Raw genomic sequence first — 21,907 nt, forward strand, 5'->3', positions numbered from 1 at the left:
CCTTAAGCCGCCTCGAGATCGAGATCCGCCCACACCGGCACGTGATCCGACGGCTTCTCCCAGCCGCGCACATAGCTGTCGATGCCGACATTGGCGAGCTTGTCGCTGGCCTGCGGCGACAGCAGCAGGTGGTCGATCCGCAGCCCCTGGTTCTTCTGCCAGGCCCCGGCCTGGTAGTCCCAGAACGTGTAGAGCCCGCCCTCGTCGGTGACGGCGCGCAAGGCGTCGCTGAGGCCGATGCCGAGCAGGGACTGGAAGCTCTCGCGCGTCTCGGTCTTGAACAAGGCGTCCTCGGTCCAGGCGGCCGGATTGTGCACGTCGCGGGCATGCGGGATGACGTTGAAGTCGCCGGCCAGGATCAGCGGGACCTCCTCCTTGAGTCGCTCCTTCGAATAATCAAGAAGCCGCGACATCCATTTGAGCTTGTAGGGATATTTATCGGTCCCGACCGGATTGCCATTGGGCAGATAGAGGCAGGCGATGCGCAGCACCCCTCGCTTCAGCGTCACCACGCCTTCGAGGAAGCGGGCATGGCTATCCTCGTCGTCGCCGGCGAGGCCCGACTTGGTCTCGTCGAACCTGAGCTTGGAGAGCAGGGCGACGCCGTTGAACGTCTTCTGCCCGTGCGTCACCACGTTGTAGCCGAGTGCCTCGATCTCCAGCCGCGGAAAGGCCTCGTCGACGCACTTGATCTCCTGCAGGCAGACGATGTCCGGCTGGCACTCTTTCAGCCAGGTCAGGAGCAGATCGATCCGCTGCCGGACCGAATTCACGTTCCAGGTGGCTACTCTGATGGGCATGGGGGGCTCCGGGCAGGGGTCTTTGTTAGAACAAAATGCAAACGCACCCGTCAAGCCGGCCGCAAAATCTCCCACAAATTAACCCGGCTTAAGCAGGCCGCAGGCCATTGATCGTCAAGAGGTTCCTCGGATGGATGGCCGGACAAGGCGATGAATCGAACTCAGCCGCGTGACGGCCTGATCGGCGCGTTCCTGTATTGGCTCGGCGGCTTCGAGATCGAGGACGGTCTGACCGCCGATCTCAGCGAGCGCGAGATCCGCCGCATCCGCGCCAAGCAGATCGACGCGGTGACCCAGCTGATCCCCGTGACGATGGCCGTGACGATGCTGAACGTCGCCATCGTGCTGATCCTGTTCTGGGGCAGGGGCTGGAACGACTTCCTCGCGATCTGGGGCCTGACGCTCGCCGCCACCGCTTCGCTCGCGGTGCGCGCGTGGCACAAGTCGCATCAGAACCCGCCGCAGGAGGCATCGCCGCACGCGGCGCGGCAGATGCTGCGGCAGGCGTTTTTTCTCGCCGCGATCTGGGGCGCGCTGCCGCTCGCTCTGTTCAGCCGCATCGAGCCGACCAGTCAATTGCTCCTGGCCTGCCTGATGGTCGGCATGATGTCCGGCGGCGCTTTCACGCTCTCGACCTTCCCGCGCGCGGGCCTCGTCTATCTCGCGACCATGACGATCGCCTGCGCCGGTGCGCTGCTCCTGTGCGGCACCGGCCCATATCTGGTGACCGCCGTGTTCCTGCTGCTGTTCGCATTCTTCATGGCGCGCAACATCGTCTCCCAGGGCAACCTCTTCCTCGGCAATCTCAAGGCCCAGCTCGAGCTCGAGCGCCAGACCGAGATCATCTCGCTGCTGCTGAAGGATTTTCAGGAGAACGCCAGCGACTGGCTCTGGCAGACCGATGCCGAGGGACGCCTCGTCGACGTGCCCGAGCGCTTCGCGGACGTCGCGCAGCTGCCGCTTCCGCTGCTGAAAGGCGCGCAGTTCGCCGACGTGCTCGACATGCTCTGCCCCGAGGACAAGTCAGCGGCCTACAACATCGTCGGCCTGATGGAGCAGGCCGAGCCGCTGCACGAGATGAATCTCAAGGTCGTCGCCGGCGGCGAGGCCCGGCTGTGGTCGCTGACGGCGAAGCCGGCCCATGATCGTGACGGTCATTTCCTGGGCTATCGCGGCTTCGGGCGCGACGTCACCGAGCGCTGGCGCGCGGAAAAGGCCGAGGCCGAAAGCCGCGCCAAGTCAGACTTCCTGGCGGTGATGAGCCACGAGATCCGCACGCCCATGAACGGCGTGCTCGGTCTTGCCAGCATGCTCCTCGAAACCAGGCTCGATCCGGAGCAGCGCGAGGCCGTCACCACGATCCGCGAGTCCGGCGACAACCTCCAGCGCATCCTCAACGACATTCTCGATCTCTCCAAGCTGGAAGCAGGCCGCTTCCAGTTCGAGGCGATCGACTTCGCGCCGCAGGCGCTGGTCGAGACGGTTGCGACCGTGGTGCGCGCCAGCGCCAAGAGCAAGGGGCTCACGGTCAAGGTCGAGCTCGATCCGAACCTGCCGCCGACGCTCCGCGGCGACGTCGCGCGCATCCGCCAGGTGCTGCTCAATCTCGCCTCCAACGCTGTGAAGTTCACCGACGAAGGCGAGGTGACGATATCGGCGACCTGCCAGGCGCGGCGCGACCTGCTGGCGACCGTCGAATGGACGGTGACCGACAGCGGCATCGGTATCGCGCCCGACAAGCTCGACCTGCTGTTCAGCGACTTCGCCCAGGCTGATGCCTCGATCAGCCGCCGCTTCGGCGGCACTGGCCTCGGCCTTGCCATCAGCAGGCGGATCATCGAGCAGATGGGCGGCACGATCGGCGTCATCTCGACGCCGGGAGAGGGCTCGACCTTCCGCTTCACGCTGGTCCTGCCCTGGAGCCAGGCGCAGGCGTCCGATCAGGCTGGCGGCCGCGACGAAGCCGACGAGCTCCAGGCCCGGATCTCCGGTCTCGACCGGCCGCTGAAGGTGCTGGTCGCGGAGGACGATGCGGTCAACCGCATGGTCGTGAGCAAGATGCTGGGGGCATTCGACATCGAGCTGCGTGTCGTCACCGACGGGACCGAAGCCGTCGCGGCAGCCTGCGAGGGCAATTACGACGTCGTGCTGATGGACGTGCGCATGCCCGACATGGACGGGCTCGCCGCCACCCGCGCGATCCGCGCGCAAGGCGAGCGCTTCGAAGCCATGCCGATCATCGCGCTGACCGCCAATGCCTTCCCCGAGGACATCAAGATCTGCCGCGAAGCCGGCATGTCGGACTTCCTGGCCAAGCCGCTGCGCAAGCCGGCACTGGTCGGAGCGCTCCTGCGGGCGCTGGACGGTCACGTCATGTCGGAGGACGCACCGCTCCAGCCGACGTTGATGCCGGTCGAGGTGGCCTGGACGGACGAGGAAAGGGAGATAACGGGCGCGTAGGCGCGCTAGACCGAGAAGCTCGTCCCGCAGCCGCAGGACGCGGTGGCGTTGGGATTGTTGACGCGGAACGAGGCGCCGATCAGGTCGTCGACGAAATCGACCTGCGACCCCGCCAGGAACGGCTGGGAGGCGGAATCGACCAGCACCACCGCATTGTCCTGCTCGATCACGAGATCGTCTTCGGTGCGGGCGCGGTCGATGTCGAACTTGTACTGGAAGCCGGAGCAGCCGCCGCCCTCGACCGAAATGCGCAGCATCGCGCCCGAGCCTTCGCCCTTGAGGATCTCCCCAATCCGGCGTGCGGCCCGGTCGCTGATGGTCACGGCAGTCGTCATTGCTGGTCTCCGATAGTCCCGGCGTCATACCCAATTCATTTGGTATCCCGCGCCCGACATAGTTAAGTGCCACCATACGCAGAATCAAATGGATAGGGACTAAATTCGCCGTGTCCGTCGGAATGGCAGCCCCCCGCGCGCCCTATGCCTGCGACCCCGATCGCAGCCGCGGCCGGCTGGTCGCCGAGCCTCCGAGCCGGACCCGCAGCCCGTTCCGGCGCGATTGCGATCGGGTGATCCATTCCACCGCGTTCCGCCGCCTCAAGTACAAGACCCAGGTGTTCGTGTTCCACGAGGGCGACCACTACCGCACCCGGCTGACCCATTCGCTGGAGGTGGCCCAGATCGCCCGCGCGCTGGCCCGCCAGCTCGGGCTCGACGAGGACCTCACCGAAACTCTGGCGCTCGCGCACGATCTCGGTCATCCGCCGTTCGGGCATGCCGGCGAGCGGGCCCTGGACGCCTGTCTGAAGGCGTTCGGGGGCTTCGACCACAATGCCCAGACGCTGCGCGTCGTGGCTTCGCTCGAGCACCGCTATCCCGAGTTCGACGGGCTCAACCTGACCTGGGAATCGCTGGAAGGCATCGTCAAGCATAACGGTCCGCTGACCGACCGCAGCGGCGCCCCGGTCGGGGGCTACCGCGAGCATGGCGTTCCCGTCGGGATCGCCGACTACGTCAAGACCTACGATCTCGAATTGTGGAGCTTCGCCTCGCTGGAGGCGCAGGTCGCCGCGATCGCCGACGACATCGCCTATGATGCCCACGACATCGATGACGGTCTGCGCGCCGGCCTGTTCCAGCTCGACGATCTCAAGGTGATGCCGCTGACGGCGGAGATCATCGCCGAGACTGCGGCGCATTATCCCGATCTTGAAGACGTCCGGCGCGGTGCTGAGCTGGTGCGCGAGCTGATCTCGCACCTGATCGGAGCGGTGTTTGCGGAGACAGGGAAGAACCTGGCGGCCGTGAAGCCGCAATCGGCCCAGGATGTCCGCCGGCAGAGCCGGGCGCTGGTCGCGTTCCCCGCCGAAGTGGCCGAGGAAGAGGCCGCCATCAAACGCTTCCTGTACCAGCACATGTACCGCCACGCGCGGGTGATGCGGGTGATGGGCGAGGCCGAGCAGATCCTGTTTGACCTGTTCGCAAAATACCTGAAATCCCCCAGCGAGCTGCCGCCGGAATGGCTGCTGGGGTCGGAGGCGGACGATGAGGGCGACCGGGCCCGCCGGATCGGCAATTTCATCGCCGGAATGACCGACCGTTTCGCCCTGACCGAGCACCAGCGGCTCTTTGACTCGACCCCGGATTTGCGTTAGGCGGCGGCCATGCCCCAGACATCCTCATCGCTGCATCTGTTCGCCGACGTGCTCGCACGCGTGCACGGCGCCTGCCGCGCGCTTGCGGCGGATTCCAGCTGGCCCGAGGGCATCGATTTCTCCCGCGTCGTCGTCGAGCCGCCGCGCGATGCCTCCCATGGCGACATGGCGACCAACGCCGCCATGGTGCTTGCGAAAGAGGCAAAGGCAAAGCCGCGCGATCTCGCCGAGCAGATTGCCGAACGGCTGCGTGCCGACGCGCTCATCGCCAGGGTCGATGTCGCCGGTCCCGGCTTCATCAATCTGACGCTGAAGCCGGCCGCCTGGGCCGAGGCGCTGCGTACGGTGCTGCGCGAAGGCGCCGATTACGGCCGCATCCGGGGCGGCGCCAAGGTCAATGTCGAATACGTGTCGGCCAATCCGACCGGGCCGATGCATGTCGGCCATTGCCGCGGCGCCGTGTTCGGCGACGCGCTGGCCAGCCTGCTCCAGTTCGCCGGTCACGACGTCACGCGCGAATATTACATCAACGACGCCGGCGCCCAGGTCGACGTGCTCGCGCGCTCGGCCTTCCTGCGGTATCGCGAGGCGCTCGGCGAGGACATCGGCGCGATCCCGGAAGGGCTCTATCCCGGCGACTACCTCAAGCCGGTCGGGCAGGCGCTGGCGACGGAGCATGGCGACAAGCTGCTCGCGATGAGCGAGGCCCAGTGGCTGCCGACCGTGCGCGCCAAGGCCATCGCGATGATGATGGACGAGATCAAGGACGATCTCGCCGCCCTCAACATCCGCCACGACGTGTTCTTCTCCGAGCGCTCCCTGATCGAAACCGGCAACAACAAGGTCGCCGAGACCATCGATTTCCTGAAGGCCAAGGGCGACATCTACGAAGGCCGCCTGCCGCCGCCGAAGGGCGCGCCGGTCGAGGATTGGGAAGACCGCGAGCAGCTGCTATTCAGGGCGACCGCCTACGGCGACGACGTCGATCGTCCGCTGATCAAGTCGGATGGTTCCTACACCTACTTCGCCTCCGACATCGCCTACCACAAGAATAAGTTCGACCGCGGCTTTGCCGAGATGATCGACGTCTGGGGCGCCGATCACGGCGGCTACATCAAGCGCATGCAGGCGGCGGTGAAAGCGACGACCTCGGGCAAGGGATCGCTCGACGTCAAGATCGTCCAGCTGGTGAAGCTCTTGCGTAACGGCGAGCCGGTGAAGATGTCCAAGCGGAGCGGGGACTTCGTCACCTTACGTGAAGTGGTGGATGAAGTCGGCCAGGACGCCGTCCGCTTCATGATGCTGTACCGGAAGAACGACGCGGTGCTCGATTTCGACCTCGCCAAGGTCATGGAACAGTCGCGCGACAACCCGGTGTTCTACGTCCAGTACGGCCATGCTCGCGGTCACTCGATCTTCCGCAATGCTCGCGCCGAGGTGTTCCCGGAACTCCCGGAGGATGCCGGCGCGCGGATCGCATGGCTCGCTGAGTCGGCGGTGGAACGGCTGTCGGACCCCGTCGAGCTCGATCTTCTTAAGCGCCTCGCAATTTATCCGCGCATGCTGGAAGCTGCCGCCGCGGCCCATGAGCCGCACCGAATTGCCTTTTATCTCTATGATTTAGCCAGCGAATTTCATGCACTTTGGACGAAAGGGCGCGATTTGCCCTATTTACGCTTCATTATCAATAATGATGCAGATCTTACAAAGGCGCGATTGGCAATGGTCCAGGGCGTCGTCTCGGTCCTGGCATCGGGCCTCGCCATCCTCGGCGTCCATGCCCCGGACGAGATGCGGTAGTTTGGGGCGAACTACTTAAGGGGAATTCGGGGGTAACCGGCAGAAGCCGGATCGCTTAGACTTGGTTCAAAGCCTTGTGGGTCGAAAGCCGTGCCTTGGTCGAGGGGCGCGCGGCTTTCCCGAAGGGACGCATCATCACGATGGCCGAACGATATCAGGACAGACCGTTTCCTTCCGATGACTATGGTCGCGGCGGCGACCAGCATGGGAAGGCGGATAGCGATCCGTTGGCCGAGCTCGCCCGTCTGATCGGGCAGACCGATCCGTTTGCAGCGCAGTCGCGTCCGCCGGTCCAGAGCTATCAGGACCACGATTACCGCCAGCTCGATGATCAGCAGGACTACGCGGAGCAGGCACCGTCGCCGCCCTCATGGATGCGGCGTGCCAACGTGCAACCGCAGCCGGCACCCGCGCCGGAGCCTGACTATCCGGTCACCGTAAGCCCGGTCCACCCGCTGCATCGCTACGCCGCCAAGTCTGCCGCGCCCGAGCCTGTCGTTTATCAGCCCCAGGCCTATCAGGACACCTATCAAGATCAGGCTCATCAAGATCAGGCTCATCAGGAGCAGGCCTATCAGCAGCATGGTCAGGCCTACCAGGAGCAATCCTATCAGGAGCCGTATGCGCAGCCCGATCCGTCGCGCTACGACGATGCGCTCTATGGTCGGCTGGAGACAGGCGAGCAGGACTATCAGCGCGAGCCGGCCTATCCCGACGACCCTTACGCCGACCAGAGCGACTATCCGGAGGACGAGGTCGAGGAGCCGAAGAAGCAGCGCGGCGGCATGATGACGGTCGCGGCGATCCTGGCGCTTGCCGTGCTCGGCACCGGTGCTGCATTCGCCTACAAGACCTATATCGGCTCGCCTCGCAGCGGCGAGCCGCCGATCATCAAGGCCGACAACACCCCGACCAAGATCGTGCCGGCGCCGACGGACTCCGCGGCCAAGGTGCCGGATCGCATGGTCAGCGGTGACGGCACTGAAAAGATCGTGCCGCGCGAGGAGGCGCCCGTCGACGTCAACGCCAAGGCGGGCGGGCCGCGCGTGGTGTTCCCGCCGCTGAACCAGAATGCGAATCCGCCCTCGGTGGCGAGCGTGTCACCATCCACCGTGCCGCCGCCGAGCGCGGGTCCGAGCCCGAGCAACGGCACGCTGCCGAACAATTCGCCGCGCGCGATCAGGACCGTTGCGGTGAAGAGCGATCAGACCGATAGCGCCGTGCCGCAATCGGCCGCCGCCAAGCCGGCGCCCGCGGCGCCGAAGCCCGTTGCCGCGCCGGTTGCGCCCGCCGCGCCGCGCAATCCGCCGACCTCGGCCAATGCCAGCGCCAACCAACCGATGTCGCTGGCGCCGCAATCGTCCCCGGCGGCCGAGCCGCCGCAGCGGATAGCTGCGACCAACCCGACGCAGATCGCGCCCACCAGCAGCGGTGGCGGCTACATCGTGCAAGTCTCCTCGCAGCAGAGCGAGGATAGCGCCGCCGCATCCTACCGGGTGCTTCAGAGCAAATACGGCAGCGTGCTCGGTTCCCGTTCGCCCGTCATCAAGCGTGTCGACCTCACCGACAAGGGCAAGGGAGTCGTCTACCGCGCCTTCGCCGGCCCCTATGGTTCGGCTGAGGAAGCGACGCAGGCCTGCAACAATCTGAAGTCCGCAGGCCTGTCTGCCTGCTTCGTCCAGAGGAATTAACGGTCGTTTCCTTGACCCCCTGACGGGGCAGGGTTAATCGGCCGTTATGAGCACGCGGGCCTTCATTACCGGCGTATCCGGAACGGAACTGACCGCCGCCGAGCGGGAGTTTATCCGTGCCGAACCCCCATGGGGCTTCATCCTGTTCAAGCGTAATGTCGCAACACCGGCTCAAGTTGCTGCATTGGTTGCGGAATTGCGTTCGGTCGCGAAGGCCCCCGACGCGCCGGTCCTGATCGACCAGGAGGGGGGACGGGTGCAGCGGCTGGGGCCGCCACACTGGCCGGTCTATCCGCCGGGGGCCGTATTCGCGAGCTTGTACGACACTGATTCGGCCCTCGGGCTCACTGCGGCGCGCCTCAGTGCCCGCCTGATCGCAGCCGATCTCGCCGATCTCGGCATCACCGTGGATTGCCTGCCGCTGGCCGACGTGCCGGTGCCGGGCGCCGATGCGGTCATTGGTAACCGGGCCTACGGCACGGAGCCGGGCAAGGTCGCGGCGATTGCCCGCGCCGTCACCGAGGGCCTGGAGCAGGGCGGCGTGCTGCCGGTGCTCAAGCATATTCCCGGGCATGGCCGCGCCACCGCCGACACCCATTTCAAGCTGCCGACCGTCGACACGCCCCGGGACGAGCTGGAGCGGACCGATTTCGCCGCATTCAGGCCGCTGGCTGATCTGCCGATGGCCATGACTGCACATGTTGTGTTTAGCGCCTTCGACCCCGCCCATCCGGCGACGACATCTGCGACAATGATTGCTGACGTGATTCGCGGCGCAATCGGGTTCCAGGGTTTGTTAATGAGTGATGACGTGTCGATGAACGCGCTGTCGGGAAATATCGCCGAGCGGACTCGCGCGATCTTCGCGGCCGGCTGCGACGTGGCCCTGCATTGCAACGGCAACATCGAGGAGATGCGCGACGTCGCCGGCGAGACACCTGAACTGGCCGGTGGGGCGCTGGAGCGGGCGAACGCCGCGCTCGCCGCACGCAAGCCGCCGCAGCCGTTCGACCGCGTGGCCGCACGCGCCGAACTGGATGCATTGATCGCACGGGCAAACACGGCATCGGCATGACTGCAGAAATCCTATCGTTCGAAACCGGGCGGCCCGCAGAGCTCGCCGAGGGTGAGCCGGCGTTGGTGGTGGACGTCGAGGGCTATGAGGGCCCGCTCGATTTGTTGCTTGCGCTGGCGCGGCAGCAGAAGGTCGATCTCGCCAAGATTTCGATCCTCGCGCTCGCCGACCAGTACCTCCATTTCATCGAAGCCGCGCGAAAGATCCGGCTGGAGCTCGCCGCGGACTATCTGGTGATGGCCGCATGGCTTGCCTTCCTGAAGTCGCGCCTGCTGCTGCCGGAGCCGCCGAGCGCGGAAGGCCCGAGCGCCGAGCAGATGGCGACGGCGCTCGCCAACCGGCTGCGCCGCCTGGAAGCCATTCGCGAAGCCGCCAACCGGCTGATGAACAGGCCGCAATTGCAGCGCGACATCTTCGCGCGTGGCGAGCCCGAGCACATCGCCGAGATCAAGCACCCGAAATACACGGCCACGCTCTATGATTTGCTCACCGCCTATGCCGCGCAACGCCAGTCGCGCGTGCTGGCGAGCGTGCATCTGGCCAAGCGCACGGTGTGGTCGCTCGCCGAAGCACGCGCCACGCTGGAGCGGCTGGTCGGCAGCATCACCGAGCAGGACGATTGGGGTGTTCTCGACGACTTCCTGATCCGGCATGTCGCCGACCCGACGCAGCGCGCGACGGTGTTCGCCTCGAGCTTTGCCGCCGCGCTCGAACTGGTGCGCGAAGGTCAGCTCGAGCTGAATCAGAAGGAAGCGTTTGCGCCGATCTATTTCCGGAAGGGGCGCCCAAAACCGGTCCCGGACGCAGCTCCTGCGCCTGATGCGCCGGTCGCTTAAGTGCAAGAAGGAGAATCTGCCATGGCAAGCCTGGCTGAAGTGCGGGTAGAAGAGGCCGAGCCGATGGAGAACGAATACCAGGCGCGTCCCGAGGAGTTGCGGCTGCTGGAGGCGCTGCTGTTCGCCTCGAATGAACCGCTGGACACCGCGACGCTGGCCAAGCGCATGCCCGAGGGCGTCGACGTCAAGGCTGCGCTCGAGCAGTTGCAGGCCGATTATGCCTCGCGCGGCGTCAATCTCGTTCGCGTCGCCAACAAATGGACGTTCCGCACCGCGGGCGATCTGGCCTGGCTGATGACGCGGGAGAGCACCGAGACCCGCCGCCTGTCGCGGGCCGCAATCGAGGTGCTCGCGATCATCGCCTATCACCAGCCGGTGACGCGGGCCGAGATCGAGGAGATCCGCGGCGTCGTCACGTCGAAGGGCACGCTCGACGTGCTGCTGGAGACCGGCTGGATCAAGCCGCGCGGCCGGCGCAAGACGCCGGGCCGGCCCTTGACCTTCGGAACCACCGAGGAGTTCCTGTCGCAGTTCACCCTGGAACAGCTCGGCGACCTGCCGGGCCTGGAAGAGCTGAAGGGGACGGGACTGTTGGATTCGCGTCTGCCCACCGGGTTCAGCGTGCCGACGCCGTCGGATGATCCGGCCCTGCGGGAGGACGAGGATCCGCTGGAACCGGGCGATGACCTCGATCTCGCCCTTGCGCCTGCGGTCGAGCCTGAGAGCCCGCCAGAAGGCGGCAATGAGGGTGGCAGCGAAGGCGGCGCCGAGGACTGACGTACCGGCGAAATACGGGCTCCTGCGACCAGTTAACACTAGCAAGATTGCGTAGCGCCGACAGCGAATTGGCGCTGCCTTGGTCCTTGTTTTTGAGGTCTGCCAAGCCTAGGTTTCGGTGAGATCGGCCGGGTCCCCGGCCATGCGCGTTTGGAGGGTTGCAGGATGGGTTCACTCAGCATTTGGCACTGGATCTTGGTGATCGCAGTGGTCCTGCTGCTGTTCGGCCGCGGCAAGATTTCGGATCTGATGGGCGACGTGGCTCAGGGCATCAAGGCGTTCAAGAAGGGCATGCAGGACGACGACAAGGCTGCCGAGAAGCCCGAGCCGGCGAAGTCGATCGAGCACAATGCTGCGCCGACCGCGACACGGTCCGACGTCGGCAGCAAGGCCGTCTGAGCCGGAAGAAGCACGCGAGACGCGGGTAGCGGCCCGATCCTGCGCGCAAGGGATTGGGCCGGCTCCGGCTTCGCGTGAACGGAAGACCTCATGTTCGACATCGGGTGGAGTGAACTGGTCCTCATCGGGGTCGTGGCCCTGATCGCCATCGGCCCGAAAGAGCTGCCGGGCGTGCTGCGCATGGTCGGGCAGTGGATGGGCAAGGCGCGCAAGATGGCGGCCGAATTCCAGGGCCAGTTCCAGGAGGCGATGCGTGAGGCCGAGATGGCCGACCTCAAGAAAAGCTTCGACGAGGTCAAGGAAGCCGCCACGGGTTTCAATCCGATGAGCTCGCTCCAGAAGGACGTGAGCGACGCGCTTCGCATCGATGCGCTGGACAAGCCGGCCGAGACGCCGGCCGCTACTGCCATCGATCCGCCCGTCACGCCCACGACACCGGAGACCCCGACGCCGTCGACCTTCATGGAAGCCGAAGCGCATGCGGCCGCGAACGAGCCGCTCGCGATCACCCGTGAGGTCGAACAGGCAGAGGTTGCGCAGGACACCGCGCCATCCGAAGCGATCAAGGACGCCAAAGCGTCATGACCGACGCCGATATCGAGGCCAGCAAAGCCCCGCTGATGGACCATTTGATCGAGCTGCGCTCGCGGCTGATCAAGGCGCTGCTCGGCTTTGGCCTGGCCTTCATCTTCTGCTTCTTCTTCGCCAAGCAGATCTACAACGTGCTTGTCTGGCCGTTCGTGTGGATTGCGGGGCCGGAGAACTCGAAATTCATCTACACGGCGCTGCTCGAATATTTCATCACCCAGCTCAAGCTGGCGCTGTTCGGCGCCGGCTTCATCTCGTTCCCGATCGTGGCGACGCAGATCTACAAGTTCGTCGCGCCCGGGCTCTACAAGCACGAGAAGCAGGCGTTCCTGCCGTATCTGGTCGCGACGCCGTTCTTCTTCGTCCTCGGCGCGGCGCTGGTCTATTTCGTCGTGCTGCCGATGCTGGTGCGCTTCTCGCTCGGCATGCAGCAGACCGGCGGCGACGAGACCGCGCAGATCCAGCTGCTGCCCAAGGTCGGCGAATATCTGTCGCTGATGATGTCGCTGATCTTCGCCTTCGGCATCGCCTTCCAGCTGCCGGTGATCCTGACGCTGCTCGGGCGGATCGGCATCGTCAGCTCGACGATGTTGCGCGAGAAGCGCCGCTACTTCATCGTCATGGCCTTCGTGATCGCAGCCGTGCTGACGCCGCCCGACGTGCTCAGCCAGTGCTCCCTCGCGTTTCCGCTGATGGCGCTCTACGAGGGCTCGATCCTCGCGGTGGCGATGGTGGAGAGGAAAGCGGCCGCCGCACAGGCTGCCACCGGCACTGACGTGTCGACGCCGGCCAATCCGGCGGAGTAGGGCGACCAAGCCCACCGGTGCCATTCCCCGCCTTGTGCGCAATTGCGCACTGGAGCGGGGAATCCAGTACGCCGCGGCCCCTCGGGGAAACACTGACGTCTCTGGAATACTGGATCGCCCGCTTTCACGGGCGATGACAGAATGCTAGGGGAAAGCGCGCCAATGTAAGTTGTCGGCATAAACGTTGACTATTTACGCGCTGATCCAGGACCACAGCCATGCACGACATCAAAGCGATCCGCGACAATCCGCAAGCCTTCGACGCCGGCCTCGCACGGCGCGGTTTGAAGCCGATGTCGGTCTCGCTGCTCGCGATCGACGAGAAGCGGCGTGCGGCGATCCTCGCCTCCGAGCAGGCGCAGGCGCGGCGCAATGCAGCTTCGAAGGAAATCGGCGATGCCAAGAAGGCCAAGGACGAGCCGCGTGCGTCGAAGCTGATGGCCGAGGTCGCCGAGCTCAAGACCACGATGCCCGAGCTCGAAGCGGCGGCAAAAGCCGCTGACGATGAGCTGACCAAAGAGCTGGCCGCGATCCCGAACATTCCGTTCGAGGACGTGCCCGACGGTCTCGACGAGCACGGCAACGTGCAGCATCACGTGTTCGACAACAAGCGCAACTATGGCTTTGCGCCGAAGCTGCATGACGATCTCGGCACCGCGCTCGGCTACATGGATTTCGAAGCGGCGGCAAAACTCTCCGGCGCGCGTTTCGTCGTGCTGAAGAAGGGGCTGGCGCGGCTCGAGCGTGCCATCGGCCAGTTCATGCTCGATCTGCACACCACCGAGCATGGCTACACCGAGATCAATCCGCCGCTCCTGGTGCGCAACGAGGTGATGTTCGGCACCGGGCAATTGCCGAAATTCGAGGACGATCAGTTCTGGGCGATCAAGGGCGAGCTGCTCGCCTCGCCGGACCATGAGCGGCTGAAGACCGAGCGCCTCGGTCTGATCCCCACCGCCGAAGTGTCGCTCACCAATCTCGCCCGCGAATCCATCCTCGATGAGAAGCAATTGCCGATGCGGCTGACCGCGCTGACGCCATGCTTCCGCGCCGAGGCGGGTGCGGCGGGGCGCGACACTCGCGGCATGATCCGCCAGCACCAGTTCACCAAGGTCGAACTGGTCTCGATCACGACGCCGGAAGTGAGCAAGGACGAGCTGGAGCGGATGCTGTCCTGCGCCGAGCAGGTGCTGCAGAAGCTCGACCTGCATTACCGTGTGATGACGCTCTGCGCAGGAGATATGGGCTTCTCGGCGCAAAAAACCTATGACATCGAGGTCTGGATGCCCGGGCAGGGCGAGGGCGGGGCGTTCCGCGAGATCTCGAGCTGCTCGGTCTGCGGCGACTTCCAGGCACGGCGCATGGATGCGCGCTCGCGCGGGCCCGACGGCAAGCCGCGCTTCGTGCACACGCTGAACGGCTCCGGCACCGCAGTCGGCCGCGCGCTGATCGCCGTGATGGAAACCTATCAGCAGGAGGACGGCTCGATCGCGGTCCCGGACGTGCTCCAGCCCTATATGGGCGGGCTGAAGGTGATCGCGCGCGACTAAAGCGTTTTCCCGCGAAGTGGGCACGGGTTCGCGTCCGAAAACGCGGCATGACGAGAATCGCGTTGCGAAGATCGGGCGGCCGGCTATCCTGCCGGCCCGTCCACGCGAACCCTCCCTTCATGGCCTTGCACCGCGACATCTTCTGGGTCGGAAGACAATGGGCGGTGACCGGGGCCGGGATCCAGGCCATCGACCAGCGCCTCCGCGGCGTTCTCGACATCGGGATCGCGCGGCTCTGGGACGACGATCTCGTGCAGAGCCGGCGGGCCAAGCCCGGGGTCAATGCCGCGGATTTCGACAAGGCGTTGAGCGTGGCACGCGAACGCTTTCCGCAGGAGCCGACCTCCGATCCGTTCCTCGCGCAGCTGAAGGCGCTCGGCGTCATCGAGGCTTCCGTCGTGAACCCGGTCGTGCCGGCGATGCAACTGCGTGCAGAAGGCCGGCTTGCGCGCTTCCTGCCGCAATGGCGCGTTCGCCGCTAGCGGGACCAGCCAGGGAACCAGCCGCCGGACCGCAATCGTCCGGTTTGCCTGATCGGCGCTGGCCGGATAAGACGGCTCAGACCCGCTTTCAGGAATCGAACCTTCCGCATGCGCATTCTCTGCACCAATGACGACGGCATCCACGCTCCCGGCCTCAAGGTCGTGGAGGAGATTGCGCGCGCTTTGACCGATGATGTCTGGGTGGTGGCGCCCGAGCTCGACCAGTCCGGCGTGTCGCACTCGCTGTCGCTGAACGATCCCTTGCGTCTGCGCGAGGTCGGCCCACGGCACTTCGCCGTGCGCGGCACGCCGACCGACTGCGTCATCATGGGAGCGCGCCATATCCTGGGAGCCAAGCTGCCCGATCTCGTGCTGTCCGGCGTCAATAAGGGCCGCAACGTCGCCGAGGACGTGGTCTATTCCGGCACCATTGCCGGCGCATTGGAAGGCACCATCCTGGGGTTGCCGTCATTCGCATTGTCGCAGGAGTTCAGCGTCGAGACCCGCGAACGGCCGCCGTGGGACACGGCCCGCAAATTCGGGCCCGATATCCTGCGCAAGGTGATCGCCGCCGGCGTTCCGAAGGACACCGTCATCAACATCAACTTCCCATCCTGCGCGCCGGAGGATGTGCTTGGCATCCGCGTCACGCGGCAAGGCAAGCGCAATCTCGGCTTCCTCAGGATCGACGAGCGCCGGGACGGCCGCGGTAATCCTTATTTCTGGATCGGCTTCGAGCGGACCGCGATGCTCGACACGCCCGCCGACGGCACCGATCTCGCGGCGCTGCGCGAGCGCTACGTCTCGGTCACCCCGCTCAGGCTCGACCGCACCGACGAGGCGTTTTCGGAGCAGCTTGGCCTCACCCTGAAATAAAGGTTAGCTGCCGCGAAGCGCGGCCTCGATGGTCTTGCCGAGCGCGTCGAGCTGAAACGGCTTCTGGAGCGCCGGCCGGTCGCGATATTGCTCGGGCAGGCCGGAGGAGCCGTAACCGGTGGCGAAGATGAACGGGCAGCCCTTGGCCATGATGACATCGGCGACCGGCGAGATGACCTTGCCGTTGACGTTGACATCGAGAATGGCGAGATCGAACTCGGTGGATTGCGCAAGCCGCATGGCCTCATTGATGTCGCCCGCTTCGGCGGCAACCTTGTAGCCAAGCTCCTCCAACATGTCTGCGACCATCATTCTGATCATGACCTCGTCCTCGACGAGGAAAACAGAGCGGCCCGAAAGCCCTGTCGCAGTCATGGTTGAGTCCTTGCCCATTCTCGTAAACGTTCGCAGATAACGATAGGCGACGCAATGCGCGTTTCGGCGAACGCAAACCTCGCAAATGGCTTAGCGCTTTGAAGGCCTTGTTGTGGTCAAATGCTGTGCCGAAAGGATATCATGAGTTCCTGAGCCGGAACAAGATTCTCGTCTCGGGTTCTTGCGGTGCAGTACGGCGATCCGCCAGACGAGACGAGCGATAGCAGCAATGACGTCCCACCAGCACCCGCCGGAAAAGATGATGTTTCAGCTCACGCTGAGGCGTCGGGGCATCAGCGATCAGGCCGTGCTGCGGACCATGGAAGAGGTGCCGCGCGAGCTTTTCGTCGACGAGGCCGATCGCGAGGGCGCCTATCGTGACAGCGCGCTGCCGATCGCCTGCGGGCAGACCATCAGCCAGCCCTTCGTCGTCGCCTACATGACCGAGCAGCTCCAGCTCCAGAAGCAGCACCGGGTGCTCGAAATCGGCACCGGCTCCGGCTACCAGGCCGCCGTGCTGTCGCGGCTCGCCGGCCAGGTCCTGACCGTCGAGCGCTATCGCAAGCTCGCCGACACGGCACGCGCCCGGCTTGAGAAGCTCGATTGTCACAATGTCGAGGTGATGCTCGGTGACGGTCTCAATCTGCCTCCCAACATCGGCCCGTTCGATCGCATCATCGTCACCGCGGCGATGGAGCAGATACCGGAGAACCTGGTCGAGCGGCTTGAGGTCGGGGGCATCCTGATTGCCCCGGTCGGCCCGCATCAGGGCGTGCAGACGCTGACCCGCCTGGCCCGCAGCGAAACCGGAATCGAGCGCAAGGAACTCGTCGAGGTCCGCTTCGTGCCGGCACTGCCCGGGGTGGCGCGGGAGCTGTAGAATCCCGGATCGGCAGTGCCGCCAACATCTTATTGTGAGGGTTAAGCCGTTATTTACTCGCCGCGTGTTTACTTAAAACACCAGTTCTGTTGCGTACGAGTGAGTAACCATGTCCGCTGTCGCCGAGTTGCTTTACTCGCGCCGCGTGCCGCAGGTCGCGGTGCTGGCGCTGATCTCCTTCAGCTTTGCAGGGTGCAGCGCCGACATGTCGTCGCGGCTGTCCCAGACCAACTTCTCCAATCCTTTCGCCTCCGAGCAGACCGGTTCGGTGCAGCAGCCGCCGCCGCCGCAGCGTGAGTTGCCGCAATATGCGCGGCCGCAGACGCAGCCCGGTTACTACCAGTCGCAGGCTTTGCCTCCGCCCGCGGTATCTGCCCCGCAGTCCTATCCCGTTGCCTCCGGGGGCGGGGTGTCCGGCGGCGGACGCGGCGTCAGCTCATATGCGCCTCCGGCGCAACCGCATCTGGAGACCACGGCCACTGTCCCGCCGCGGTCGGTCGCGGCAGCCCAGCCGGCCGGCGGGACCAAGATCATCGTCGGCACCAGCGACACGCTCGACGTGCTCGCCAAGCGCTATCGCGTCACGCCGCAGGCGATCCTTGCCGCCAACGGCTACAAGGGTCCGCGGGCGCTCTCGCCCGGCCAGCAGCTGATCATTCCGTCGCCGGCAACGGCAGCGGCGCCGGCGCCAGCGACAGCTCCAGTCGCCGCAGCGCCTGCGGCGAAGCCGGTTGCTGCCGTCGCGGCACCGCCGAGCACGCACTTCGTCAACCGTGGCGACACGCTCGCCAGCATCGCGCGCAAGAACCGCATCTCGGCGGTAGAGCTCGCCCGTGCCAACGGCATCGATCCGTCGGCGAAGCTGAAGCTCGGCACCAAGCTGACAGTGCCCGGGGCCAAGACCGCTGCCGTTGCGGCGCCGGTTGCTGCGGCTCCGGTCGCGGCTGCACCGGTGGCCGGAACGCTCCAGCCCGTTGCGGCAGCTCCGGCACCCGCGACCAAGATGGCCACTGCCGCCGCGCCCGTGCAGAGCGCGCGGCTCGCCCAGGCCACGAGCAATGTGGAAGAGAAGGCTGCCGAGACGCCGGCGAAGGCTGCGGAGGCCACCGGCGCGCTGCCGACCTTCCGCTGGCCCGTCCGCGGCAAGGTGGTCACGAGCTACGGTGCCAAGACCAATGGCAAGTCCAATGACGGCATCAATCTGGCGGTGCCCGAGGGGACGCCGGTCAAGGCGGCCGAAGATGGCGTCGTCGCCTATTCCGGCAACGAGCTGAAGGGTTACGGCAATCTGGTTCTGGTTCGGCACTCCAACGGCTACGTCACCGCATATGCCCATGCGAGTGAGCTGTTGGTGAAGCGCGGCGATACCATCAAGCGCGGCCAGGTCATTGCCAAGTCGGGTCAATCCGGGGAGGTGGCGTCGCCGCAGCTCCACTTCGAGATCCGCAAGGGATCGAGCCCGGTTGACCCGCTTCAATTCCTCAACGGGGCGTGAGGCTTACGTAGCCTCCGCGCGAACGGTGTCGTCGCCCGGCTCGACCGGGCGACCCAGTACGCCGCGGCCTCTCGATTGACAACAACCGTCTCTGGAATACTGCATCGCCCGCTCCAGTGCGCAAGTACGCACAAGGCGGGCGATGACAGTTGAATTCGGGGTAACAGCTCGCGCTACTACGCCGTCAGCTTCACACCCAGCCGTCCCGCCAGCTCCTGCACGAACTGCCAGGCGACGCGGCCCGAGCGCGAGCCGCGCGTCGTCGACCATTCCAGCGCCTCGCGCTCGAGCGTCTCGTCGTCGACCCTGATCCCGAAATGGCTGCAATAGCCGCGCACCATGGCGAGATATTCGTCCTGGCTGCAGCGGTGGAAGCCGAGCCAGAGGCCGAAGCGATCCGACAGCGAGACCTTCTCCTCCACCGCTTCGCCCGGATTGATCGCGGTCGAGCGCTCGTTCTCGATCATCTCGCGCGCCAGCAGATGGCGCCGGTTGGAGGTGGCGTAGAGGATGACGTTCTCGGGCCGGCCCTCGATGCCGCCTTCGAGGACCGCCTTGAGCGACTTGTAGGAGGCATCATTGCCGTCGAAGGAGAGGTCGTCGCAGAACACGATGAAACGGAAGGAGGAGGCCCGCAGCTGCTCCATCAGGGCCGGCAGGCTCTCGATGTCCTCACGGTGGATCTCGATCAGCTTGAGCTTGTCGGCCGGTTTGCGCTCCGCGTTGATGCTGGCATGCGCCGCCTTCACCAGTGACGACTTGCCCATGCCGCGTGCGCCCCAGAGCAGGGCATTGTTGGCGGGCAGGCCGTTGGCGAAGCGCTCGGTGTTCTCCATCAGGATGTCGCGCATCCGGTCGACGCCCTTGAGCAGGAACAGCTCGACTCGGCTCACGCGCGGCACCGCCGAGAGGCGTCCGTCGGGATGCCAGACATAGGCGTCCGCCCGCTTGAACGACTCGGCCTCGACCGCCGGCTTGCCCTGCGCGGAGAGGTGCGCCGCAATGGTCTCCAGGGCGTGGACGATGCGCTCCTGCGCGAGGTCCGGGCCTGCCTTGGTGACCGCCGCCGTGGGGCGTTTTGCCGCGAGGCGGGTGGGCTTGTTGGCAGGGGTGCGGGGGCCTTTGCCGGCCGGGCTTTTGCTATGGTTTTTGGGCATGTCCGAAGTTCCTGAGAACGCAGCCTTATCGGGCCTGACGGGCCGCCGCAAGGTGGCCCAAAAGGGCAGTCTGGCAGCGTTGCAATTGGGGCAATGGCCGCTATAGTCCGCGCGAATTTGACCGAACCGGTCGCCTTTGAGGGCCTGACCGGCTTTCCCCCGTTCTCGCGAGGATCGTCCGAATGCTGATTACCCCTGCGTATGCCCAGGCCGCGGCCGCTGGCGACACCAACAGCATGTTGATGTCGCTGCTGCCGTTCGCCCTGATCTTCGTGATCATGTACTTCCTGATTCTGCGCCCGCAGCAGAAGAAGGTCCGCGACCACGCCGAGCTCGTGAAGAATATCCGCCGCGGCGACACCATCGTGACCTCGGGAGGCCTCGTCGGCAAGGTCACCAAGGTGGTCGACGACGACCAGATCGAGTTCGAGATTTCCGACGGCGTGCGTGTGCGGCAGATGCGCCAGATGATCTCGGGCGTGCGCGCCAAGGGCGAGCCGGCCAAGGAAAGCGCAAAAGAGAGCGCCAAGGACGACACCGCGGCGAAGTGAGAGCTTCACCGCGAGTCTCAAGTCTCCTGATCTGACAGGTCCAGTCGATGTTGTATTTCACGCGGTGGAAGGCGCTGGGGATTATCCTGACGGCGCTGATCGTGTGCCTCTGCGCGGTCCCCAACTTCTTCCCCGAGGCGCAAGTCAAGAGCTGGCCCGCCTGGGCGCAGCGCCGCATCGTGCTCGGCCTCGACCTCCAGGGCGGCTCCTATCTGCTGCTCGAGGTCGACGCTGCCTATGTGAAGAAGGAGCGGCTCGACCAGGTCCGCGACGACGTTCGCCGGACCCTGCGCGACGCCAAGATCGGATTCACCGGCGGCGTCACCGTGCGCAACGATGCCGTCGAGGTTCGCATCACCAAGGAGACCGATGCGCAGCCGGCGCTTGCCAAGTTGCGCGAGCTGTCCCAGCCGCTGGGCGGCCTGATGGGATCCAGCGGTCAGCGCGACCTCGAGGTGACTGATGCCGGCGGCGGGGTGATCCGCCTGAGCGTCCCGCAGGCTGCGGTGCTCGATCGCCTGCGCAAGACCATCGAGCAGTCGATCCAGATCGTCGAACGCCGCGTCAACGAGCTCGGCACCGTCGAGCCCGTCATCCAGCGCCAGGGCAACGACCGCATCCTGGTGCAGGTCCCCGGTCTTCAGGACCCGACCCGCCTGAAGGAACTGCTGGGCAGGACCGCGAAGATGGAATTCCGCATGGTCGACACCTCCGTGCCGCCGGATCAGGCGCAAGCGGGCAGGGTGCCGCCGGAATCCGAACTGCTGATGAGCGCCTCGCCTCCGCCGACGCCCTATGTGGTCAAGAAGCAGGTGCTGGTCGCCGGCGGCGACCTGACCGATGCGCAGGCGACCTTCGACCAGCGCACGGGTGAGCCGGTCGTCAGCTTCAAGTTCAACACCTCGGGCGCGCGCAAATTCTCGCAGGCCACGCAGGAGAACGTGGGGCTGCCGTTCGCGATCGTGCTGGACAATAAGGTGATCTCGGCGCCCGTCATCCGCGAGCCCATTACCGGCGGCCAAGGCCAGATCTCCGGCAACTTCACCGTGCAATCGGCCAACGATCTGGCCATCCTGTTGCGCGCCGGCGCATTGCCGGCACCGCTCACGGTGGTCGAGGAGCGCACCGTGGGTCCAGGACTCGGCCAGGACTCGATCGAGAAGGGCCAGCTGGCGGCCTATGTCGGCTCGATCCTTGTCATCATCTTCATGCTGCTGACCTACCGGCTGTTCGGCGTGTTCGCCAACATCGCGGTGGCCATCAACGTCGCCATGATCTTCGGCTTATTGTCGCTGCTCAACGCCACGCTGACGCTGCCCGGCATCGCCGGCATCGTGCTCACCGTCGGCATCGCGGTCGACTCCAACGTGCTGATCTACGAACGCATCCGCGAGGAGCTGCGCGGCGGCCGCAATGCGATCTCGGCGATCGACGCCGGCTTCAAGCGGGCGCTCGCCACCATCCTCGATTCCAACATCACCACCTTCATTGCTGCCGCGGTGCTGTTCTACATCGGCACGGGTCCGGTGCGCGGCTTTGCCGTGACGCTCGGCATCGGCATCATCACCACGGTGTTCACCGCCTTCACCCTGACCCGGCTGATCGTCGCCTGGTGGGTGCGGTGGAAGCGGCCGCAGAGCGTGCCGATCTAGGAG

Annotated in this window: 21 protein-coding genes; 17 read left to right on the forward strand and 4 right to left on the reverse strand. The window is 65.5% G+C overall.

All coding sequences use genetic code 11. The features are described 5' to 3' along the window. Positions 1-2 precede the first annotated feature (2 nt). Complete coding sequence (gene xth / locus I6F31_RS21585) at positions 3-800, reverse strand: exodeoxyribonuclease III (protein WP_225147105.1); 798 nt, start codon at positions 798-800, stop codon at positions 3-5. A 150-nt stretch (positions 801-950) separates the two neighbouring features. On the opposite strand from xth, the gene I6F31_RS21590 reads away from it, so the two are divergent. Then, a complete protein-coding gene (locus I6F31_RS21590) occupies positions 951-3,260 on the forward strand; it encodes an ATP-binding protein (protein WP_225147104.1) in 2,310 nt (769 codons plus the stop codon). A 5-nt stretch (positions 3,261-3,265) separates the two neighbouring features. Here I6F31_RS21590 and erpA read toward each other — a convergent pair whose 3' ends face one another. Then, positions 3,266-3,595, reverse strand: coding sequence for an iron-sulfur cluster insertion protein ErpA (erpA, locus tag I6F31_RS21595; protein ID WP_225147103.1), 330 nt, complete (start codon positions 3,593-3,595; stop codon positions 3,266-3,268). Between the two features lie 110 nt (positions 3,596-3,705). Between erpA and I6F31_RS21600 the strand changes: the two genes are divergently transcribed. The 12 genes from I6F31_RS21600 to surE all read left to right on the forward strand — a co-directional run bounded on the left by I6F31_RS21600 (position 3,706) and on the right by surE (position 15,794). Then, complete coding sequence (locus tag I6F31_RS21600; RefSeq protein ID WP_036028249.1) at positions 3,706-4,914, forward strand: deoxyguanosinetriphosphate triphosphohydrolase; 1,209 nt, start codon at positions 3,706-3,708, stop codon at positions 4,912-4,914. A gap of 9 nt (positions 4,915-4,923) precedes the next feature. Beyond that, positions 4,924-6,714, forward strand: a complete 1,791-nt coding sequence (gene argS / locus I6F31_RS21605) for an arginine--tRNA ligase (RefSeq protein WP_036028247.1) — start codon at positions 4,924-4,926, stop codon at positions 6,712-6,714. Positions 6,715-6,854: 140 nt separating this feature from the next. Next, entirely contained in the window at positions 6,855-8,405 is a 1,551-nt protein-coding gene (locus I6F31_RS21610) for an SPOR domain-containing protein (RefSeq protein WP_225186073.1), read from the forward strand. Between the two features lie 46 nt (positions 8,406-8,451). Next, entirely contained in the window at positions 8,452-9,480 is a 1,029-nt protein-coding gene (gene nagZ / locus I6F31_RS21615) for a beta-N-acetylhexosaminidase (RefSeq protein WP_225186074.1), read from the forward strand. Beyond that, positions 9,477-10,316: a ScpA family protein gene (locus tag I6F31_RS21620; protein WP_036012765.1), complete on the forward strand. Its 840-nt coding sequence runs from the start codon at positions 9,477-9,479 to the stop codon at positions 10,314-10,316. Before nagZ ends, I6F31_RS21620 begins: the two co-directional genes overlap by 4 nt. Before the next feature lie 21 nt (positions 10,317-10,337). Then, positions 10,338-11,093, forward strand: coding sequence for an SMC-Scp complex subunit ScpB (scpB, locus tag I6F31_RS21625; RefSeq protein ID WP_225186075.1), 756 nt, complete (start codon positions 10,338-10,340; stop codon positions 11,091-11,093). A gap of 165 nt (positions 11,094-11,258) precedes the next feature. After that, positions 11,259-11,492 carry a twin-arginine translocase TatA/TatE family subunit gene (locus I6F31_RS21630; RefSeq protein ID WP_036012762.1) on the forward strand — a complete coding sequence of 78 codons (234 nt, stop codon included), beginning with the start codon at positions 11,259-11,261 and terminating at the stop codon, positions 11,490-11,492. A gap of 90 nt (positions 11,493-11,582) precedes the next feature. Then, positions 11,583-12,077, forward strand: a complete 495-nt coding sequence (tatB, locus tag I6F31_RS21635; RefSeq protein WP_225112484.1) for a Sec-independent protein translocase protein TatB — start codon at positions 11,583-11,585, stop codon at positions 12,075-12,077. Further along, positions 12,074-12,886 (forward strand): twin-arginine translocase subunit TatC, encoded by an 813-nt coding sequence (gene tatC, locus I6F31_RS21640; protein WP_036012758.1) that lies wholly within the window; start codon positions 12,074-12,076, stop codon positions 12,884-12,886. The genes tatB and tatC overlap by 4 nt, the downstream gene beginning before the upstream one ends. 218 nt (positions 12,887-13,104) lie before the next feature. Then, positions 13,105-14,436, forward strand: coding sequence for a serine--tRNA ligase (gene serS, locus I6F31_RS21645; RefSeq protein WP_225186076.1), 1,332 nt, complete (start codon positions 13,105-13,107; stop codon positions 14,434-14,436). A gap of 119 nt (positions 14,437-14,555) precedes the next feature. Continuing rightward, the gene (locus tag I6F31_RS21650; protein ID WP_057029282.1) at positions 14,556-14,918 is read left to right on the forward strand and encodes a hypothetical protein; all 363 of its coding nucleotides are present in this window, start codon (positions 14,556-14,558) and stop codon (positions 14,916-14,918) included. Positions 14,919-15,026: 108 nt separating this feature from the next. After that, on the forward strand, positions 15,027-15,794 hold the full coding sequence (gene surE / locus I6F31_RS21655) for a 5'/3'-nucleotidase SurE (protein WP_036012754.1): 768 nt from the start codon (positions 15,027-15,029) through the stop codon (positions 15,792-15,794). Between the two features lie 3 nt (positions 15,795-15,797). Here surE and I6F31_RS21660 read toward each other — a convergent pair whose 3' ends face one another. After that, positions 15,798-16,169: a response regulator gene (locus tag I6F31_RS21660; protein WP_036044248.1), complete on the reverse strand. Its 372-nt coding sequence runs from the start codon at positions 16,167-16,169 to the stop codon at positions 15,798-15,800. A gap of 229 nt (positions 16,170-16,398) precedes the next feature. Here I6F31_RS21660 and I6F31_RS21665 point away from each other — a divergent pair, with 229 nt between their 5' ends. Together I6F31_RS21665 and I6F31_RS21670 are read left to right on the forward strand one after the other, a co-directional pair. Continuing rightward, positions 16,399-17,049 (forward strand): protein-L-isoaspartate(D-aspartate) O-methyltransferase, encoded by a 651-nt coding sequence (locus I6F31_RS21665; protein WP_085969151.1) that lies wholly within the window; start codon positions 16,399-16,401, stop codon positions 17,047-17,049. A gap of 109 nt (positions 17,050-17,158) precedes the next feature. Continuing rightward, positions 17,159-18,544 carry a LysM peptidoglycan-binding domain-containing M23 family metallopeptidase gene (locus I6F31_RS21670; protein WP_036012753.1) on the forward strand — a complete coding sequence of 462 codons (1,386 nt, stop codon included), beginning with the start codon at positions 17,159-17,161 and terminating at the stop codon, positions 18,542-18,544. Positions 18,545-18,720: 176 nt separating this feature from the next. On the opposite strand, the gene I6F31_RS21675 is transcribed toward I6F31_RS21670, so the two are convergent. Further along, on the reverse strand, positions 18,721-19,701 hold the full coding sequence (locus tag I6F31_RS21675; protein ID WP_225147100.1) for an ATP-binding protein: 981 nt from the start codon (positions 19,699-19,701) through the stop codon (positions 18,721-18,723). A 182-nt stretch (positions 19,702-19,883) separates the two neighbouring features. Here I6F31_RS21675 and yajC point away from each other — a divergent pair, with 182 nt between their 5' ends. Further along, complete coding sequence (gene yajC, locus I6F31_RS21680) at positions 19,884-20,252, forward strand: preprotein translocase subunit YajC (protein ID WP_036012751.1); 369 nt, start codon at positions 19,884-19,886, stop codon at positions 20,250-20,252. A gap of 47 nt (positions 20,253-20,299) precedes the next feature. After that, on the forward strand, positions 20,300-21,904 hold the full coding sequence (gene secD / locus I6F31_RS21685) for a protein translocase subunit SecD (protein ID WP_036012748.1): 1,605 nt from the start codon (positions 20,300-20,302) through the stop codon (positions 21,902-21,904). The last annotated feature ends 3 nt before the right edge of the window (positions 21,905-21,907 follow it).

This window comes from Bradyrhizobium sp. NBAIM01 (assembly GCF_020194115.1).
Lineage (GTDB): Bacteria > Pseudomonadota > Alphaproteobacteria > Rhizobiales > Xanthobacteraceae > Bradyrhizobium > Bradyrhizobium yuanmingense.

Coding starts and splice junctions, on each gene's coding strand:
- xth (WP_225147105.1), bottom strand. CDS start 800: ATGCCCATCAGAGTAGCCACCTGGAACGTGAATTCGGTCCGGCAGCGG.
- I6F31_RS21590 (WP_225147104.1), top strand. CDS start 951: ATGAATCGAACTCAGCCGCGTGACGGCCTGATCGGCGCGTTCCTGTAT.
- erpA (WP_225147103.1), bottom strand. CDS start 3,595: ATGACGACTGCCGTGACCATCAGCGACCGGGCCGCACGCCGGATTGGG.
- argS (WP_036028247.1), top strand. CDS start 4,924: ATGCCCCAGACATCCTCATCGCTGCATCTGTTCGCCGACGTGCTCGCA.
- I6F31_RS21610 (WP_225186073.1), top strand. CDS start 6,855: ATGGCCGAACGATATCAGGACAGACCGTTTCCTTCCGATGACTATGGT.
- nagZ (WP_225186074.1), top strand. CDS start 8,452: ATGAGCACGCGGGCCTTCATTACCGGCGTATCCGGAACGGAACTGACC.
- I6F31_RS21620 (WP_036012765.1), top strand. CDS start 9,477: ATGACTGCAGAAATCCTATCGTTCGAAACCGGGCGGCCCGCAGAGCTC.
- scpB (WP_225186075.1), top strand. CDS start 10,338: ATGGCAAGCCTGGCTGAAGTGCGGGTAGAAGAGGCCGAGCCGATGGAG.
- I6F31_RS21630 (WP_036012762.1), top strand. CDS start 11,259: ATGGGTTCACTCAGCATTTGGCACTGGATCTTGGTGATCGCAGTGGTC.
- tatB (WP_225112484.1), top strand. CDS start 11,583: ATGTTCGACATCGGGTGGAGTGAACTGGTCCTCATCGGGGTCGTGGCC.
- tatC (WP_036012758.1), top strand. CDS start 12,074: ATGACCGACGCCGATATCGAGGCCAGCAAAGCCCCGCTGATGGACCAT.
- serS (WP_225186076.1), top strand. CDS start 13,105: ATGCACGACATCAAAGCGATCCGCGACAATCCGCAAGCCTTCGACGCC.
- I6F31_RS21650 (WP_057029282.1), top strand. CDS start 14,556: ATGGCCTTGCACCGCGACATCTTCTGGGTCGGAAGACAATGGGCGGTG.
- surE (WP_036012754.1), top strand. CDS start 15,027: ATGCGCATTCTCTGCACCAATGACGACGGCATCCACGCTCCCGGCCTC.
- I6F31_RS21660 (WP_036044248.1), bottom strand. CDS start 16,169: ATGACTGCGACAGGGCTTTCGGGCCGCTCTGTTTTCCTCGTCGAGGAC.
- I6F31_RS21665 (WP_085969151.1), top strand. CDS start 16,399: ATGACGTCCCACCAGCACCCGCCGGAAAAGATGATGTTTCAGCTCACG.
- I6F31_RS21670 (WP_036012753.1), top strand. CDS start 17,159: ATGTCCGCTGTCGCCGAGTTGCTTTACTCGCGCCGCGTGCCGCAGGTC.
- I6F31_RS21675 (WP_225147100.1), bottom strand. CDS start 19,701: ATGCCCAAAAACCATAGCAAAAGCCCGGCCGGCAAAGGCCCCCGCACC.
- yajC (WP_036012751.1), top strand. CDS start 19,884: ATGCTGATTACCCCTGCGTATGCCCAGGCCGCGGCCGCTGGCGACACC.
- secD (WP_036012748.1), top strand. CDS start 20,300: ATGTTGTATTTCACGCGGTGGAAGGCGCTGGGGATTATCCTGACGGCG.